The sequence below is a fragment of the Streptomyces sp. NPDC048442 genome (assembly GCF_040651475.1).
GTDB lineage: Bacteria > Actinomycetota > Actinomycetes > Streptomycetales > Streptomycetaceae > Streptomyces.
Genome location: NZ_JBEZKB010000013.1, coordinates 177,551 through 194,652 on the forward strand (window position 1 = coordinate 177,551; position 17,102 = coordinate 194,652).

The 17,102-nt window shown below is 69.9% G+C and carries 13 protein-coding genes; 8 read left to right on the forward strand and 5 right to left on the reverse strand.

Annotated features, from left to right (window positions below; genetic code table 11):
* Positions 1–418: 418 nt before the first annotated feature.
* Positions 419–1,267, forward strand: coding sequence for an HAD-IB family hydrolase (locus tag AB0D18_RS21220; protein WP_362420590.1), 849 nt, complete (start codon positions 419–421; stop codon positions 1,265–1,267).
* 441 nt (positions 1,268–1,708) lie between these two features.
* On the opposite strand, the gene AB0D18_RS21225 is transcribed toward AB0D18_RS21220, so the two are convergent.
* On the reverse strand, positions 1,709–2,536 hold the full coding sequence (locus tag AB0D18_RS21225; protein WP_362420593.1) for an oxidoreductase: 828 nt from the start codon (positions 2,534–2,536) through the stop codon (positions 1,709–1,711).
* 112 nt (positions 2,537–2,648) lie between these two features.
* On the opposite strand from AB0D18_RS21225, the gene AB0D18_RS21230 reads away from it, so the two are divergent.
* Positions 2,649–3,641, forward strand: a complete 993-nt coding sequence (locus tag AB0D18_RS21230; RefSeq protein WP_362420596.1) for an ATP-binding protein — start codon at positions 2,649–2,651, stop codon at positions 3,639–3,641.
* Positions 3,642–3,847: 206 nt separating this feature from the next.
* Here AB0D18_RS21230 and AB0D18_RS21235 read toward each other — a convergent pair whose 3' ends face one another.
* The gene (locus AB0D18_RS21235; RefSeq protein WP_362420599.1) at positions 3,848–5,131 is read right to left on the reverse strand and encodes a hypothetical protein; all 1,284 of its coding nucleotides are present in this window, start codon (positions 5,129–5,131) and stop codon (positions 3,848–3,850) included.
* Between the two features lie 293 nt (positions 5,132–5,424).
* On the opposite strand from AB0D18_RS21235, the gene AB0D18_RS21240 reads away from it, so the two are divergent.
* The 6 genes from AB0D18_RS21240 (at position 5,425) to AB0D18_RS21265 (ending at position 13,505) form a co-directional block, all read left to right on the forward strand.
* Positions 5,425–7,821, forward strand: a complete 2,397-nt coding sequence (locus tag AB0D18_RS21240; protein ID WP_362420602.1) for a SulP family inorganic anion transporter — start codon at positions 5,425–5,427, stop codon at positions 7,819–7,821.
* A 244-nt stretch (positions 7,822–8,065) separates the two neighbouring features.
* The gene (acs, locus tag AB0D18_RS21245) at positions 8,066–10,036 is read left to right on the forward strand and encodes an acetate--CoA ligase (RefSeq protein ID WP_362420605.1); all 1,971 of its coding nucleotides are present in this window, start codon (positions 8,066–8,068) and stop codon (positions 10,034–10,036) included.
* A gap of 169 nt (positions 10,037–10,205) precedes the next feature.
* Positions 10,206–11,672 (forward strand): Na+/H+ antiporter NhaA, encoded by a 1,467-nt coding sequence (gene nhaA / locus AB0D18_RS21250; protein ID WP_362420719.1) that lies wholly within the window; start codon positions 10,206–10,208, stop codon positions 11,670–11,672.
* A 59-nt stretch (positions 11,673–11,731) separates the two neighbouring features.
* Positions 11,732–12,211 (forward strand): phage holin family protein, encoded by a 480-nt coding sequence (locus AB0D18_RS21255; RefSeq protein WP_362420608.1) that lies wholly within the window; start codon positions 11,732–11,734, stop codon positions 12,209–12,211.
* Entirely contained in the window at positions 12,208–13,185 is a 978-nt protein-coding gene (locus AB0D18_RS21260) for an alpha/beta hydrolase (RefSeq protein WP_362420611.1), read from the forward strand. Before AB0D18_RS21255 ends, AB0D18_RS21260 begins: the two co-directional genes overlap by 4 nt.
* Before the next feature lie 134 nt (positions 13,186–13,319).
* Positions 13,320–13,505, forward strand: a complete 186-nt coding sequence (locus tag AB0D18_RS21265) for a hypothetical protein (RefSeq protein WP_362420614.1) — start codon at positions 13,320–13,322, stop codon at positions 13,503–13,505.
* Between the two features lie 29 nt (positions 13,506–13,534).
* Here AB0D18_RS21265 and AB0D18_RS21270 read toward each other — a convergent pair whose 3' ends face one another.
* The 3 genes from AB0D18_RS21270 to AB0D18_RS21280 form a co-directional block, all read right to left on the reverse strand.
* Positions 13,535–14,935: a 6-phospho-beta-glucosidase gene (locus tag AB0D18_RS21270; protein WP_362420617.1), complete on the reverse strand. Its 1,401-nt coding sequence runs from the start codon at positions 14,933–14,935 to the stop codon at positions 13,535–13,537.
* A 127-nt stretch (positions 14,936–15,062) separates the two neighbouring features.
* Entirely contained in the window at positions 15,063–16,268 is a 1,206-nt protein-coding gene (locus AB0D18_RS21275; RefSeq protein ID WP_362420620.1) for a MarP family serine protease, read from the reverse strand.
* A 22-nt stretch (positions 16,269–16,290) separates the two neighbouring features.
* Positions 16,291–17,088: a CoA pyrophosphatase gene (locus tag AB0D18_RS21280; protein WP_362420623.1), complete on the reverse strand. Its 798-nt coding sequence runs from the start codon at positions 17,086–17,088 to the stop codon at positions 16,291–16,293.
* Between the last annotated feature and the right edge of the window lie 14 nt (positions 17,089–17,102).

A 17,102-nucleotide genomic window follows, 5' to 3' on the forward strand; every position in this document is an offset into this window, starting at 1 on the left:
CGCGAACTTCGCGGCTGGAATCACCGTGCAGCGATCCGGAAAACCGTGTGGATCTTGGTCGAAAACTGTGGACGGCTCAGCGAATGTGAATATTCCGCTCACCCTTACCAGTGACTTCCAAGGGGAACGGAACGACTACACAGCGTGACGAGTTGAGAACGTACGAGGGATCGCTGCCTGCAATGGACCAGAGAAAGGACCCACCGATGCACACGGACCAGGGGCCGCCGAGGGGCCCGAAAAAGCATCCGGACATGCGACGACCCCCGCCGGGGGGGAGAGCGGGGGTCGTCTGCCACGGTTCGACTCGGGGGGGGGAGGAGCCGAACCGGGGTAGCACGGTCGCGAACGATCCGTGACTTCCATGGTGTACCCGAGAGGCTTCTCAGGCAAACCCACGCGCCCCAGCGTACGCCGAATGGTGGGCGCCTATGCTCGGCTCGTGGAAAACCGCTCGCTGCCCCGCACCGCTGCCTTCTTCGATCTGGACAAGACCGTCATTGCGAAGTCGAGCACGCTGACCTTCAGCAAGTCCTTCTACCAAGGCGGACTGATCAACCGCCGAGCCGTTCTCCGAACGGCCTACGCACAGTTCGTCTTCCTGGCGGGCGGAGCGGACCACGATCAGATGGAGGGCATGCGCGAATACCTCTCCGCGCTCTGCAAAGGCTGGAACGTCCAGCAGGTGCGGGAGATCGTCGCCGAGACCCTGCACGACCTGATCGACCCGATCATCTACGACGAGGCCGCCTCCCTCATCGAGGAGCACCACGCCGCCGGCCGTGACGTCGTGATCGTCTCGACGTCCGGGGCCGAGGTGGTCGAGCCGATCGGCGAGCTGCTCGGCGCCGACCGGGTGGTGGCCACCAGGATGGTGGTCGGCGACGACGGCTGCTTCACCGGCGAGGTGGAGTACTACGCGTACGGACCGACCAAGGCGGAGGCCGTCAAGGACCTGGCCGCCTCCGAGGGGTACGACCTGGCCCGCTGCTTCGCCTACAGCGACTCGGCGACCGACGTGCCGATGCTGGAGTCGGTCGGCCACCCCTACGCGGTCAATCCGGACCGCGCGCTGCGCCGAGAGGCGACCGCCAGGGAATGGCCGATTCTCGTCTTCAGCCGGCCGGTCCGGCTGAAGCAGCGACTGCCCTCCCTCTCGATGCCGGCCCGCCCCGCACTGATGGCGGCGGCAGCGGTGGGAGCGGCAGCCGCCACGGCAGGCCTCGTCTGGTACGCGAGCCGCCGCCGCGCCACCGTCACCGGCTGAGCCCTCGGCTGAGTCCTCGACTGCATCCTCTGCTGAGTCCTCGGCTGACTTTTTGCCCTTGTTTGAGAGTAAAAGTAAAGAAGCGTTTCCAGGGGTTCCGCTTCCTCATCAACGGGAGTACAAAGGATTCAACGGCCCGCGAGACCAGGGACATCCGAGAGGATCACCTTTCTACGCAGTACGGCCCACGGACCGCGCATGAAAGCCGAGCACCCACGCGACGTCGACCCGTCGATTACGGGCCAGCCGCACCAGGCCACGGGCGAAGATCCCGACCTGATGGGCAAAAATCCGAGGACGCTTGGTAACCCGGCGGACATGCCAGCGGCGGTACCGATTCCGGTACCGCCGCATCTCTTTGTCCGGGTCGGGCAACCAGGTCTTTGTCCGGTCCGGCAACCAGGTCTTTGTCCAGGTCCGGCAACCAGGCCGACAGCCTTCTCAGGCCGCGCCGCGCTGCAGCGCCTCGCAGACCGCCGTCGACTCCCGCGCCCCCAGCTCCGCCGCACGACCACAGTGCGCGATCCAGGCAGCCACGCCGTCCGGCGTACCGGACATGTAGCCCTCCAGCGCCGTGACGTACTCCGCCCGGCCCTGTTCCGCGTGGCCGACCTCGGCCGGGCAGACCGACTTCGGGTCGAGCCCGCTGTTGATCAGCACGATGCGCTCGGCGGTACGCGCGACGAGCCCGTTGTGCGAGCCGAACGGCCGCAGTGCCAGCAGCTCACCGTGCACCACCGCCGCCGTCACCAGCGCGGGAGCGGCCGCGCCCCCGGCGATGATCAGCTGCGACAGCCCCTCAAGACGCGCCGCCACCTCACCCGCGCCCGGCAGCGGAAGCTCGATGAGCGGCTCGTCCACCGACTCGCCCGCCAGTCTCGGCCGCCCCACCAGCTCGTCCGCGATGCCCGCGCCGCCGGCCGCCACCAGATGCAGCCGCGCCAGGACCCGCAGCGGCGACTGCCGCCAGATGGACAGGAGCTGCCCGGCCTCGGCCGTCAGCCGCAGCGCCCCGCCGACCACCCGGGCCTCCTCGTCGCCGCTGAAGTCGGTGCGGCGCCGCACCTCCTCCAGCGCCCAGTCGGCACCCGAGAGCGCCGCCGAGCCGCGCGCACCACGCAGCGCGGCCTCCCCGGTGATCTCGTTGCTGCGGCGCCGCATGACGCGGTGTCCGTAGACCCGGTCCACGGCCTTGCGTACGGAATCCACGGCCTCGGGCACGCCGGGCAGCGCACCCAGCGCCGCGAGCGGATCAGCGTTCGTACTCATAAGTAAGGAGCGTACGCACCGTTCCCGCGCACCCCTCCGCGCCCCACCTTGGAGTGGTCTTCTTCACTTACCGCGCACACCCACCGCGTTCATTCGATTACCCTTGGTGAACATGAAGATCGCTTTCGTCGGGAAGGGCGGCAGTGGCAAGACCACGCTGTCCTCGCTTTTCATCCGCCACCTCACGGCCAACGAAGCTCCGGTCGTCGCCGTCGACGCCGACATCAACCAGCACCTGGGCGCGGCGCTCGGCCTCTCGGACGACGAGTCGGCCGCGATGCCCGCGATGGGCGCGCACCTCCCGCTCATCAAGGACTATCTGCGCGGCACCAACCCCCGTATCGCCTCCGCCGAGACGATGATCAAGACGACTCCGCCCGGCGAGGGCTCCCGGCTGCTGCGGGTCCGCGAGGACAACCCGGTGTACGACGCGTGCGCCCGCCCGGTGGCCCTCGACGACGGCACGATCCGGCTGATGGCGACCGGCCCCTTCACCGAGTCGGACCTGGGCGTGGCCTGTTACCACTCCAAGGTCGGCGCGGTCGAGATGTGCCTGAACCACCTGGTCGACGGCCCCGACGAGTACGTGGTGGTCGACATGACGGCGGGCTCGGACTCCTTCGCATCGGGCATGTTCACCCGCTTCGACATGACGTTCCTGGTGGCCGAGCCGACCCGCAAGGGCGTCTCCGTGTACCGCCAGTACAAGGAGTACGCCCGGGACTACGGCATCGCGCTCAAGGTCGTCGGCAACAAGGTGCAGGGCCAGGACGACCTGGACTTCCTGCGCGCGGAGGTCGGCGACGACCTGCTGGTCACCATGGGCCACTCGGACTGGGTGCGCGGCATGGAGAAGGGCCGCCCGGCCCGCTTCGAGCTCCTGGAGGCGGACAACCGCCAGGCCCTGCAGGTCCTCCAGGACGCCGCCGAGGACAGCTACGCACACCGCGACTGGGAGCGCTACACACGCCAGATGGTGCACTTCCACCTGAGGAACGCGGAGAGCTGGGGAAACGCGAAGACCGGCGCCGATCTGGCCGCCCAGGTCGACCCGGCCTTCGTGCTCGACGAACGCCTGGCGGTCAGTGCCGCTCAACCGGCTTAGCTGCCACAGGAACCGGCCGTCGGCGCCACCCCGCAACCGCAACCGCGCCGGTCACACCCGCAGCCGGCACGTCGGACGGAGTCCGGCGCAGCGCCCCGAAGCCCGAGAGGCGCCCCAGGCGCCGAGCGGTGCGAGGGGCGCAGACGGCGGCACCGCCCCGGCCGCCCAGGTCGACCCGGCCTTCGTGCTCGACGAACGACTGACGGTCAGTGCCGCTGAGCAGCTCCCGGAGCCGACGGGGCGTGTGCGGCGGGCCGAGTGGCCGGGCTCAGGAAGGTCGCCCAGTCCGTCTTCGGTGCCTGGCCGACCTTCAGGGTGCGCAGCTTGGCCAGGACCTGCGGGTCCTGTGCGTCCAGCCAGTCCGCGAGCTGGCGGAACGACACGCACTTCACGTCGCGCTGGGTGCAGACGGTCTTGATGGTGTCCTCGATGGCGCGCATGTACGTGCCGCCGTTCCAGGACTCGAAGTGGTTGCCGATGATCAGCGGCGCGCGGTTGCCCCGGTAGGAGCGCTCGAAGGCCTGCACCAGGCCGTCGCGCATCTGGTTGCCCCAGTACTCGTGCTTGTCCTCGTCGCCCCGGGTCGCGCCCGACTGGTTCATGTAGAAGTTGTAGTCCATGGAGAGGGTCTGGAAGGCCCGGCCCGGCACCGGCACCAGCTGCATCGACAGGTCCCAGAGACTGCCCTGCTTCTCCGGCCAGATCTGGTCGTTGACGCCGCTGGTGTCGTAGCGGAAGCCCATCTCGCTCGCCGCGCGCATGAAGTTCTTGCGGCCTTCGAGGCAGGGTGTACGGGCGCCGACGAGTTCCTTCTCGTAGTCGAAGGGCAGCGGCTTGAGCGACTTCAGCGCGGCGTTGGACTTCCAGTTCTTGACGAAGGACTTGGCCTGGGCGATCTCGCTCTTCCACTCCTCCTTCGACCAGGTGCCGACGCCGCCGTCGTTGCCGCAGAAGTGGCCGTTGAAGTGGGTGCCGATCTCGTTGCCCTCGAACCAGGCGCCGCGGATCTGCTCCACGGTGTCCTTGATTCCCTTGACGTCGTTGAAGCCGATGTCGGAGCGCCCGGCGGAGTGCTTGGGCGCGGTGTAGAGGTCCTTCTTGTCCTCGGGCAGGAGGTAGACCCCGCTGAGGAAGTACGTCATCGTCGCGTCGTACTTCTGCCCGACCTTGCGGAAGTGGGAGAAGAGCCGCTGGCTGTCCTCGCCCGCGCCGTCCCAGGAGAAGACCACGAACTGCGGGGGCTTCTGGCCGGGCGCCAGCTTCTCCGGTACGGGTTGGAGGGGCTGTGCTCCGGTGTACGCGGTGGAGCCGTCGCCGATCAGCCGGACCGGACTGTTGGGAGCGGCGGCGGCCGCGTTCTTCTTGGCGCCGTGTGCGCCTTCCCTGGTCTCGGCCGGGTTCGATGTCTGGCCGGAACAGCCCGCCAGGGCGGCCAGGGACAGTGCGGCGGCGGTGACGCCGAAGGTGATTCTCTTCGTGGCGGCCATCATCCGCCCACCTCTTCCTCGATCGGCTTGTTTGAGCGGCCGGGGCCGGGACGGCCTGAACGGCGCGGCAAACCTCGCATGCACCTACAAACCCATAGATGCGACAAGCCGCCATAAATGCTTATTCACCAATTCGGGTGAAGGATTGCCCCATTTGACCGCAAAGACCCACCTCGATCTTTACTCTGGATTACGATTCATTTACCGAGAGTTTTAAGTTCCCCCCGCTGCACGCCGTGATCCACGGCCGCGACCCCTCGTTCCGCGACCGCGCTGCCCCGGAGGAGACAAGAGCGATGTCTGCTTGCGTACCCACTCGCCCCGACCACACCTCTCGCACCACCCGAGCCTCACGCTTCCAACGGCCGCACAGCCCGCCGTCCGGTGAGGGCGGGAAGCCCCACCGGCCCCACCGGACCCGTTTCAAGATCGCGGGAGGCGACCTCACCGCCTCGATCACCGTGTTCCTGATCGCCGTCCCCATGTCGCTGGGACTGGCCGTCGCCATCGACGCGCCCCTCGCGGCGGGCCTGATCGGCGCCGCCGTCGGCGGCATCGTCGTCGGACTGCTCGGCGGCTCGCCCCTCCTGGTCAGCGGCCCCTCGGCCGGACTGACCGTCGTGACCGCAGAACTGATCCAGCGTTACGGCTGGCGCACCACCTGCTCCATCGTCATCTGCGCCGGCCTGGTGCAGATCCTGCTCGGCTCACTCAGGGCCGCGCGCAACGCCCTGGCCGTCAGCCCCGCCATCGTGCACGGCACCCTCGCCGGCATCGGCGTCGCCATCGCGCTCGCCCAGCTGCACATCGTGCTCGGCGGCTCCCCACAGAGCTCGGCCACCGCCAACGCCCTCGCACTGCCCGCGCAGTTGGCCCACCTCGGCCCGGCCGCACCCCTGATCGGCGCGCTCACCATCGCCGTACTGATCCTGTGGCCGCGCCTCCCGGGGCGTACGGGGAGATTCCTCCGCAAGACCCCCGCCGCGCTCGCGTCTGTCGCGATCGCCACCGCGGTCGCCGCCGTCGCGGCCCCCTCGATCGCCCGGGTCGACCTGCCGTCCTGGCGCAGTCACGCACTGCCCGAGATGCCGCAGGGCCCGGTGCTCGCACTGGCCGCGGCGGTGCTGACGGTCACGCTGGTGGCGAGCCTGGAGTCGCTGCTGTCCGCGGTCGCCGTCGACAAGCTGGCCGCCGAGCGCTCCCGAGCGCCAGGCGCGGCGCCCCCACCGCGCTCCGACCTGGACCGCGAGCTGCGCGGCCAGGGCATTTCCAACATGGTGTCCGGGCTGCTCGGCGGACTGCCGATCTCCGGCGGCGCCGTCCGCTCCACCGCCAACGTCCGTACGGGCGCGGTCAGCCGGGCCGCCACCGTGCTGCACGGCGTGTGGGTGCTGCTCGCCGCCGGACTGCTCGTCGGCGTACTGGAGTGGATTCCGCTGGCGGCACTGGCCGCCCTGGTGATGATGGTCGGCATCCAGATGGTGAGTTTCGCGCACATCCGCAATGTCCATAAGCACCGCGAATTCCTGGTCTACGGCACCACGGTCGCCGGTGTCGTACTGCTCGGCGTGCTGGAGGGCGTGGCCCTGGGGGTCGCGGTCGCCGTCGCCGTCGCCCTGCACCGGCTGGCCAGGACCCGCATCGTCACCGAGACGACTTCCGGCGGCGTCCATCACGTACGGGCGCGCGGGCAGTTGACCTTCCTGGCCGTTCCCCGGCTGACCCGGATCCTGGGCCAGGTGCCCCAAGGGGCGCATGCCGTCGTGGAGTTGGACGGCTCCTTCATGGACCACGCGGCGTACGAAGCGCTGCAGGGCTGGCAGGACGGCCACGTCGCCCAGGGCGGCAGGGTCGAGGTCACCGGCAGGTCCGGGATCCGGGTCGCCGGGCCCGTGACCAGCGCCGCGCACACCTGCTGCCGGCCCTGGACGGCCTGGCGCAACCACCACTGCGGCGAGCACACCGCACCCGTCACCACTCCCGAGGCGCGCCCGGCGCGTCAACTGGCCAGCGGGCTCAGCGCGTTCCAGCGCAACACCGCACCCTTGGTGCGCGACGAGCTGGCACGCCTCGCCCGGGAGGGCCAGAGCCCCTCGCAGCTCTTCCTGACCTGCGCGGACTCCCGTCTGGTCACGAGCATGATCACGTCGAGCGGCCCCGGCGACCTCTTCACCGTACGAAATGTGGGAAACCTGGTTCCGCCGCCGGGCGCCGAGGCCGCGGACGACTCGGTCGCCGCGGCCATCGAATACGCGGTGGACGTGCTGGCGGTCGAGTCGATCACCATCTGCGGGCACTCCGGGTGCGGTGCGATGCAGGCCCTGCTCAACGGGCCCGCGGAGGGCGGCGAGAGCACCCCGCTGCGGCGCTGGCTGCGGCACGGCGCGCCGAGCCTGCGCCGGATGAAGAGCCGTCACCACTCATGGGCGCGGATCTCCGGGCGGCTGCCCACCGACGCCGTGGAGCAGCTGTGCCTGACCAATGTGGTGCAGCAGCTGGAGCATCTGCGCCAGCACGAATCGGTGAAGCGCCGCCTCGCCGAAGGGACGCTCGAACTGCACGGGATGTATTTCCACGTGGCCGAGGCACAGGCATACCTGCTGGTCGACGGGGCACGGATCGGGGAGACCAGCGAGGTCTTCGACCGGGTCGCACCCTCGTCGCACACGGAGTTGGAGGGCCTGAGCGCCTGAACCTTTCCGGGTGTACGTCCGTGGACCCAGGTGTACGTCCGTGGACGGGGTGTACGTCCGTGAGACCGTACGGCCCTCTTCGCGCACTGCCGCGGAGGGGGCCGTACGGGCGTCCCAGCAGCTCACGCAGCCAAGGCGCAGCAGCTCACTGGCCGGATAGGTCTAAACCAATTTCCGGATGGCTCTTGTCACCAGGGCCCCGGACTGATGAGCTAGGTCCCGGGACACATCGGGCGCCCTGGGAATGGGAGATGTCGTGAGCAACGAGAGCTTGGCCAATCTTTTGAAGGAAGAGCGTCGATTCGCTCCTCCCGCCGAGCTGGCCGCAAACGCCAACGTCACCGCGGAGGCGTACGAGCAGGCCAAGGCCGACCGCCTCGGCTTCTGGGCCGAGCAGGCACGCCGGCTCACCTGGGCGACCGAGCCCACCGAGACGCTCGACTGGTCGAACCCGCCCTTCGCGAAGTGGTTCGCGGACGGCGAGCTCAACGTCGCGTACAACTGCGTGGACCGCCACGTCGAAGCCGGCAACGGCGACCGCGTCGCCATCCACTTCGAGGGCGAGCCGGGCGACAGCCGCGCCCTTACGTACGCGGAGCTCAAGGACGAGGTGTCGCGCGCCGCGAACGCCCTGACCGAGCTGGGCGTACGCAAGGGCGACCGCGTCGCCGTCTACCTCCCGATGATCCCCGAGGCCGCGATCGCGATGCTGGCCTGCGCCCGTGTCGGCGCCGCGCACTCGGTCGTCTTCGGCGGCTTCTCCGCCGACGCCGTCGCCTCCCGCATCCAGGACGCCGACGCCAAGCTCGTCATCACCTCCGACGGCGGCTATCGGCGCGGCAAGCCGTCCGCGCTGAAGCCCGCGATCGACGAGGCCGTGACGAAGTGTCCGCAGGTCGAGCACGTACTCGTCGTACAGCGCACCAAGCAGGAGACGGCGTGGGACGACAGCCGTGACGTGTGGTGGCACGACATCGTCGGCCGCCAGTCGGCCGAGCACACCCCCGAAGCATTCGACGCCGAGCACCCGCTCTTCATCCTGTACACGTCGGGCACGACGGGTAAGCCCAAGGGCATCCTGCACACCTCCGGCGGCTACCTCACCCAGGCGGCCTACACCCACCAGGCGGTCTTCGACCTCAAGCCTTCGAGCGACGTCTACTGGTGCACCGCCGACATCGGCTGGGTGACCGGCCACTCGTACATCGTCTACGGGCCGCTCGCGAACGGCGCCACGCAGGTCATGTACGAGGGCACCCCCGATACCCCGCACCAGGGGCGCTTCTGGGAGATCGTGCAGAAGTACGGCGTGACGATCCTCTACACCGCGCCGACCGCGATCCGTACGTTCATGAAGTGGGGCGACGACATCCCCGCGAAGTTCGACCTGTCGTCGCTGCGCGTCCTCGGGTCGGTCGGCGAGCCGATCAACCCCGAGGCCTGGATGTGGTATCGGAAGCACATCGGCGCCGACAAGTGCCCGATCGTGGACACCTGGTGGCAGACCGAGACCGGCGCGATGATGATTTCGCCGCTGCCGGGCGTCACCGAGACCAAGCCGGGTTCGGCGCAGCGCGCACTGCCCGGAATCTCCGCGACGGTCGTGGACGACGAGGCGCGCGAGGTGCCGAACGGCGGGGGCGGCTACCTCGTGCTGACGGAGCCGTGGCCCTCCATGCTCCGTACGATCTGGGGCGACGACCAGCGCTTCATCGACACCTACTGGTCCCGCTTCGAGGGCAAGTACTTCGCCGGTGACGGCGCGAAGAAGGACGAGGACGGCGACATCTGGCTGCTTGGCCGGGTCGACGACGTGATGCTGGTGTCCGGTCACAACATCTCGACCACCGAGGTCGAGTCGGCCCTCGTCTCGCACCCCGCGGTCGCCGAGGCGGCCGTGGTCGGTGCGGCGGACGAGACGACCGGTCAGGCGATCGTGGCGTTCGTGATCCTGCGCGGTACGGCGTCCGAGACCGAGACCCTGGTCGCCGAGCTGCGCAACCACGTCGGTGCCGTACTCGGCCCGATCGCCAAGCCGAAGCGGATCATGCCGGTGGCCGAGCTGCCGAAGACGCGCTCGGGCAAGATCATGCGCCGGCTGCTGCGCGACATCGCCGAGGACCGGGAGCTGGGCGACGTCTCGACGCTCACCGACGCGTCCGTGATGGGGCTGATCCAGGCGAAGCTGCCGAGCCCGGCCGGCGACGAGGACTGATTCCGGCCCCCTGAACAGCTCAAGGGCACCCCGCGCTCCCCGCGCCGGGTGCCCTTTTCGCTCGTAAAGTGAAGATCGCCGGATACGCCCTTGCGCACCACCGGTAGAGTTGCCTACGCGTCAGGAACGCGTCAAAACTCAACAGGTGCGCCGGGAAGTCTGGTCGGCAATGTGCTTCATGCTGCCCACCGACCGGAGGTATTCCCCCGTGGCCGCGCCCACTCCCCCCACCAAGAGCACGTTCCTCGGACGGCTCCCGCTCCCCGAGCGGACGTACGTCGCCAACGCCCTGCGCACCGAGACGGTCGGCGGCGTCCTGCTCCTCGTGGCCGCCGTCGCGGCGCTGATCTGGGCGAACACCTTCGGAGCGAGTTACGAGTCGCTGCGCGGCCTGCACTTCGGCCCCGGTTTCCTCGGCCTCGACCTGTCCGTCCAGCACTGGGCGGCCGACGGCCTCCTCGCGATCTTCTTCTTCGTCGCCGGCATCGAGCTCAAGCGCGAACTCGTCGCGGGCGAACTGCGCGACCCGAAGGCCGCCGCCCTCCCCGTGATCGCCGCCCTCTGCGGCATGGCGGCCCCGGCCCTCGTCTACGTACTCGTGAACGTCATCGGCGACGGAAACACCGACGGCTGGGCGGTCCCGACCGCGACCGACATCGCCTTCGCGCTCGCGGTCCTCGCCGTCATCGGCACCTCGCTGCCGTCCGCGCTGCGGGCCTTCCTGCTCACCCTCGCCGTCGTCGACGACCTCTTCGCGATCCTGATCATCGCGGTCTTCTTCACCAACGACCTCAACTTCGCGGCGCTCGGCGGGGCCGTCGTGGGCCTGGCCGTCTTCTGGCTGCTGCTGCGCGCGAATGTGCGCGGCTGGTACGTGTACGTGCCGCTGGCCCTGGTGATCTGGGGCCTGATGTACAACAGCGGCGTGCACGCCACGATCGCCGGTGTCGCGATGGGCCTGATGCTGCGCTGCAGCCGGCGCGAGGGCGAGGACCACTCGCCGGGCGAGCACATCGAGCACCTGGTGCGGCCGGTGTCGGCGGGCCTCGCGGTGCCGCTGTTCGCCCTGTTCTCGGCCGGTGTGTCGGTGTCGGGCGGGGCGGTCGCCGATGTGTTCACCAAGCCGGAGACGCTCGGTGTGGTGCTGGGTCTGGTGGTCGGCAAGGCGCTCGGCATCTTCGGCGGTACGTGGCTGGCGGCCCGCTTCACCAAGGCGGAACTCAACGAAGACCTGGTCTGGCCCGACGTCTTCGCGATCGCCTCACTGGCCGGAATCGGCTTCACCGTTTCGCTGCTGATCGGCGAACTCGCCTTCACCGAGGACCTGGCGCTGGCCGACGAGGTCAAGGCGGCGGTCCTGATCGGCTCGCTGATCGCCGCGATCCTGTCCGGCGTGCTGCTGAAACTGCGGGTCCGCAAGTACCGTGCGCTCTACGACGAGGAAGAGCGCGACGAGGACATGGACGGTATCCCGGACATCTACGAGGTGGGCAAGCCGGACTACCACCTGCGGATGGCCGAGATCTACGACGCGAAGGCCGCGGAGCACCGACGGCTGGCCGCGCAGTGCGCGGGTAGCGGGAACAACGGAGAAGTGCTGGGGGCGTCGCGCGACGACGGCACCGGTCCGGCATGATCTGACTGCAGATCCGATGAGCTTGAACAGAAGAGCTTGAACAAAAGAGGGAGAGAGCGATGAGCGACCCCGCCCGCAACGCCCACGGCGTCGAGAGCGCCGAGCGCAGCCTCGGTCAGTTGGTCGCCACGGCGACCACCGAGATGTCCGCGCTCGTGCACGACGAGATCGCGCTGGCCAAGATCCAGATCCGGCAGGACGTGAAGCGCGGTGCGGTCGGCGGCGGGGCGTTCGGCGCGGCAGGTGCCGTGCTGATCTTCTCGCTGCCGATGCTGAGCTTCGCACTGGCGTACGGGATCCACACGTGGAGCGACTGGAACCTCGCCGTGTGCTTCCTGCTCTCCTTCGCCGCGAACGTACTGGTCGCGGGCCTGTTCGCGCTGGTCGGCGTCGTCTTCGCGAAGAAGGCCAAGAAGGGCCGGGGTCCGCAGAAGGCCGCCGCGGCCGCCAAGGAGACGGCCGCCGTTCTCGGTAATGCGAAGCCGCACCCCCGCCAGATGCAGGACAACACGGCCGTTGTGGCACGCTCGTCCGTATGACCGCCCTTGATACCAACGGCTCCGGTACTTCCGCTTCGTCCGCCTCCTTCCCGTCCCCGACGTCCACCTCCTCCGTCGTACGTCTCGACGGCCCCTGGACGCACCGGGACGTGGCGGCCAACGGCGCACGCTTCCACATCGCGGAAATGGGAGACGGCCCGCTGGTACTCCTGCTGCACGGGTTCCCGCAGTTCTGGTGGACCTGGCGGCATCAGCTGACGGCACTCGCCGACGCCGGTTTCCGGGCGGTGGCGATGGATCTGCGCGGGGTGGGCGGCAGCGACCGTACGCCCCGTGGCTACGACCCGGCGAACCTCGCGCTGGACATCACCGGCGTCGTACGGTCCCTGGGCGAGCCGGACGCGGCGCTCGTCGGACACGACCTGGGCGGGTACCTGGCGTGGACGGCGGCGGCGATGCGGCCCAAGCTGGTGCGCCGGCTGGTGGTCTCGTCGATGCCGCACCCGAGGCGCTGGCGCTCGGCGATGCTGTCGGACTTCTCGCAGTCGCGGGCCGGATCGTACATCTGGGGATTCCAGCGGCCGTGGGTGCCGGAGCGTCAACTCGTCGCGGACGACGCGGCGTTGACCGGGCGGCTGATCCGGGACTGGTCGGGGCCCCGGCAGCCGGACGACGAGACGATCGACGCCTACCGGCGGGCGATGACGATCCCCTCGACGGCGCACTGCTCGATCGAGCCGTACCGGTGGATGGTGCGGTCGATGGCGCGGCCCGACGGGCTGCAGTTCAACCGGCGGATGAAGACGCCGGTGCGGGTGCCGACGCTGCATCTGCACGGGTCGCTGGACCCGGTACTGCGCGCCCGCAGCGCGGCGGGCTCCGGCGAGTACGTCGAGGCGCCGTACCAGTGGCGGCTGCTCGACGGGCTCGGGCACTTCCCGCACGAGGAGGACCCGGAGACCTTCTCCACCGAGCTGGTGGAGTGGCTGAAGGACCCGGAGCCGGACCGGTAAACACCTGGCTCCGGGACAGGGGGGGCACCCTCCACCGGAACTCTTGTACTACGAACAGCCAATGCCTCCCGCATAGGCCAATTGGCGGCCCGTCAGGTGATTACCGACCTTGGACCCCGGGCACACGTCGGGGTATGGGCTGGACGCACGACTACGGTGACGCAGCACGCAACCGCCACTCGGCCACAGCGCCGATCGCCTACGAGAGGGGACGCCCCCATGAGGGCCGCCACCATCCCGGTCGGGCGATCGGCATTCCACACATCCTCCGGCGACGCGCCCGGTGGATGTCGGCGCGGCTGAGGCATCAGCGGAGCTGACGCTCCTTCGAGGGCGGGCCCGCCGCGGGTCAGTCCTTCCTGAGGTAGCCAAGTCCCGGGTGTGCGCCTCGGTAGCCCTCCAGCAGCCTGCGCGCCACCTGGACCGAGTCGACGAGCGGGTGCAGGGCGAACGCCTTGACCGCCTCCTGTGCCGACCCGCTCTCCCCCGCTGCCAGCACGCAGCGCTCCACGGCCTTCACGGCGGTCACCAGGCCCGCCTCGTGGCCGGTGAGCTGCGACACCGCGACGGGGCGGGCACCGGTCGCGTCGACCACGCACGGGACTTCGACGACGGCTGCCTCGTCGAGGATGCTCAGCACACCGCTGTTACGGACGTTGAGGATCAGCGTCGTGCGTTCGTCGCGCGCGATGGCCCGCATCAGGGCCAGCGCCACGTACTCGTACCCGCCGGACTCCAGGTCGTCGGCAGTGCGCTCGCCCGCGCCCGCCGCCTCCCGGTTCTCCGCCATGTACGTCGCCTCGCGCTCGGCTCTCGTACGGTCCCAGGCGTCCCAGGCCGCGCCTTCCCGTACTTCGCGTGCGGCAGGACCGTGGCCGGGCGCAAGCTCGTCGTAGAAGCGGGCCTGCTGGTCGCGGAGGAAGGCGCCGCGGGTCTGCTTCGCCTGCCGGTAGGCGGTCACCGCCTCGCGGTTGAAGTAGTAGTAGTGCAGGTACTCGTTGGGCACCGAGCCGAGCGAGCGCAGCCAGTCGGTGCCGAAGAGCCTGCCCTCCTCGAAGGAAGCCAGCCGGTCCGTGTCGGCGAACAGCTCCGGGAGCACGTCGTGGTCGTCGACGTACAGCCCGCGCAGCCAGCCCAGGTGGTTGAGGCCCACGTAGTCGGCGCGCGCGGCGGCGGGGTCCGCCACGCCGAGGGTGCGGGCGACCCGGCGGGCCAGGCCCACCGGGGAGTCGCAGATGCCGATGACACGGCTCCCGAGGTGGCGGGACATGGCCTCGGTGACCAGACCGGCCGGATTGGTGAAGTTGATGACCCAGGCGTCGGGAGCCAGCCGGGCCACCCTGCGGGCGATGTCGACGGCGACCGGGACCGTACGCAGTCCGTAGGCGATGCCGCCCGCGCCGACGGTCTCCTGGCCGAGCACGCCCTCGTCCAGGGCGACCCGTTCGTCGGCGGCGCGGCCCGCCAGGCCGCCGACCCGGATCGCCGAGAAGACGAAGTCCGCGCCGCGCAGCGCCTCGTCCAGGTCGGTGGTGACCGTGACCTCGGGTGCCGGGGGCGCGTCGGGGACGCCCTCGGCACGGGCACGGGCCGCCTGGTCGGTGAGGACCCGGGCGATGGCGGCCAGCCGGGCCGGGTCGAGGTCGTGCAGGGTGACATGGGTGACGCGGCCCTCGGCACGGTCGCTCAGCAGCGCTCCGTACACCAGAGGGACGCGGAATCCGCCGCCGCCCAGGATCGTCAGTCGCATGCTTCAGCCTCTCAGGTCGGGGCGCCGGTACGGATCAACCCGCGGGTTGGCTTTCGGCCTCCACCCACGGGTTGATCGCAGTCTCCGAACGGTCGCAGTCCGCAGCCCGCCAGGGAGCGGGGCCGTCTCAGAGCGCGCAGCCCTGGGTGTCCACCTGCTGGTTGGCGGCGCGGCCTGCCCTGATGTCGTTCTGGATCTCGTCCGCGGTCAGTGCGTACCCCGTCTGCGGGTCGTCCAGGGACTTGGCGAAGACGACGCCGTACACCTTGCCGTCGGGGGTCAGCAGCGGGCCGCCGGAGTTGCCCTGGCGGACCGTCGCGTACAGCGAGTACACATCGCGGCGGACCGTGTCCCGGTGGTAGATGTCGGGACCCTTGGCGTTGATCCTGCCGCGGACGCGGGCGGAGCGGACGTCGTACGAACCGTTCTCCGGGAAGCCGGCGACGATCGCCCCGTCGCCGCTGCGGGCGTCGCCCTCGGTGAACCGGAGCGGCTCGGCCCGCAGGTCCGGCACGTCCAGCACGGCGATGTCGCGCTTCCAGTCGTAGAGCACGACCTTCGCGTCGTACAGCTTGCCCTCGCCGCCGATCTGGACGGTCGGCTCGCTGACCCCGCCCACGACGTGCGCGTTGGTCATCACGCGGCGCTCGGAGAACACGAAGCCGGTGCCCTCCAGGACCTTGCCGCAGCCCGGCGCCGTGCCGACGACCTTGACGATCGACTTCTTGGCGCGGGCCGCGACCGGGCTGCCCGCGAGCTTCGGGTCCGGCGGCTTGACCTCGGTGATCGGCTCGTTGGAGAACGGGCTGAAGACCTGCGGGAAGCCGTTCTGCGCGAGGACGGAGCTGAAGTCGGCGAACCAGGTGCTGGCCTCGCCCGGCACCACCCGGGACACCCCGAGCAGCACCTTGGAGCTGCGCACCTCCTTGCCGACGGTGGGCAGCGAGGTGCCCGCGAGGGCCGAGCCGATCAGCCAGGCCACCAGCAGCATCGCGACGACGTTGACCAGCGAGCCGCCGGTCGCGTCCAGGGCGCGCGCCGGGGACCAGGTGATGTGTCTGCGCAGCTTGTTGCCCAGGTGGGTGGTGAAGGCCTGCCCCACCGAGGCACAGACGATCACGATCACGACCGCCACCAGGATCCCGGTCGTGGAGTCGCCGAGGGACGAGCCGTCGGAGAACCACCCCCAGATCACCGGGAGCAGATAGACCGCGACGAGTCCGCCGCCGAGGAATCCGATCACCGACAGCACGCCGACGACGAATCCCTGGCGGTACCCGATGACCGCGAACCACACCGCCGCGACCAGCAACACAATGTCCAGGACGTTCACGCCCGCCACCCTGTCATGTCCGTCATGCGTGCCAGTCGAGCGGGACCTCGCGGGAGCGGTCCCAGGGCCGCTCCCAGCCCGCGAAGTGCAGCACCTTGTCGACCACCCCTGCGGTGAATCCCCACAGCAGCCCGGACTCCAGGAGGAAGGCGGGACCGCGGTGGCCGCGCGGGTGCACGCTCGTCGCCCGGTGCGCCGGGTCCGTGAGGTACGCCACGGGGACCGTGAAGACGCTCGCGGTCTCGCCCTGGTCGACGGCGCCGACCGGGCTCGGCTCGCGCCACCAGCCCAGCACCGGCGTCACCACGAAGCTGCTGACGGGAATGTAGAGCCGGGGCAGCACGCCGAAGACCTGCACACCGGAGGGATCCAGTCCGGTCTCCTCCTCGGCCTCCCGCAGGGCGGCCCGGAGCGGACCGGTGGTCTCCGGATCGCCGTCCTGGGGGTCGAGGGCTCCACCGGGGAAGGAGATCTGCCCGGCGTGCGAGCGGAGGCTGCTCGCCCGCTCCATCAGGAGCAGCTCGGGACCCTCCGCCCCCTCGCCGAAGAGCACGAGAACGGCGGACTGCCGGCCGGACCCGCTCTCCGGCGGCAGGAACTTGCTGAGCTGCTCGGGGCGGACACTGCGGGCGACCTCCGCCACCGGGTCCAGCCAGGCGGGCAGGCCCCGGTCGCTGACGGTGTCCTGTGCTGCCTCTGCCGTCACTCCGGTCGCCGCCCTGCTCTCGTACGTCCCGCTGCTCTTGTACGTCCCGCTGCTCTTGTACGTCTCACTCGCCGCGCTCACCGCCGCAGTACTTGCCGCGCCTGTCTGTCTCATGGCCCACCCCCGTA

Bases quoted from the DNA above. Each gene is read 5' to 3' on its own strand.
- AB0D18_RS21235 (WP_362420599.1), bottom strand. From the start codon at position 5,131: ATGATGGCCGCCACGAAGAGAATCACCTTCGGCGTCACCGCCGCCGCA.
- AB0D18_RS21255 (WP_362420608.1), top strand. From the start codon at position 11,732: ATGAGCGACCCCGCCCGCAACGCCCACGGCGTCGAGAGCGCCGAGCGC.
- nhaA (WP_362420719.1), top strand. From the start codon at position 10,206: ATGTGCTTCATGCTGCCCACCGACCGGAGGTATTCCCCCGTGGCCGCG.
- AB0D18_RS21220 (WP_362420590.1), top strand. From the start codon at position 419: ATGGTGGGCGCCTATGCTCGGCTCGTGGAAAACCGCTCGCTGCCCCGC.
- AB0D18_RS21230 (WP_362420596.1), top strand. From the start codon at position 2,649: ATGAAGATCGCTTTCGTCGGGAAGGGCGGCAGTGGCAAGACCACGCTG.
- AB0D18_RS21280 (WP_362420623.1), bottom strand. From the start codon at position 17,088: ATGAGACAGACAGGCGCGGCAAGTACTGCGGCGGTGAGCGCGGCGAGT.
- AB0D18_RS21225 (WP_362420593.1), bottom strand. From the start codon at position 2,536: ATGAGTACGAACGCTGATCCGCTCGCGGCGCTGGGTGCGCTGCCCGGC.
- acs (WP_362420605.1), top strand. From the start codon at position 8,066: ATGGGAGATGTCGTGAGCAACGAGAGCTTGGCCAATCTTTTGAAGGAA.
- AB0D18_RS21240 (WP_362420602.1), top strand. From the start codon at position 5,425: ATGTCTGCTTGCGTACCCACTCGCCCCGACCACACCTCTCGCACCACC.
- AB0D18_RS21270 (WP_362420617.1), bottom strand. From the start codon at position 14,935: ATGCGACTGACGATCCTGGGCGGCGGCGGATTCCGCGTCCCTCTGGTG.
- AB0D18_RS21265 (WP_362420614.1), top strand. From the start codon at position 13,320: ATGGGCTGGACGCACGACTACGGTGACGCAGCACGCAACCGCCACTCG.
- AB0D18_RS21260 (WP_362420611.1), top strand. From the start codon at position 12,208: ATGACCGCCCTTGATACCAACGGCTCCGGTACTTCCGCTTCGTCCGCC.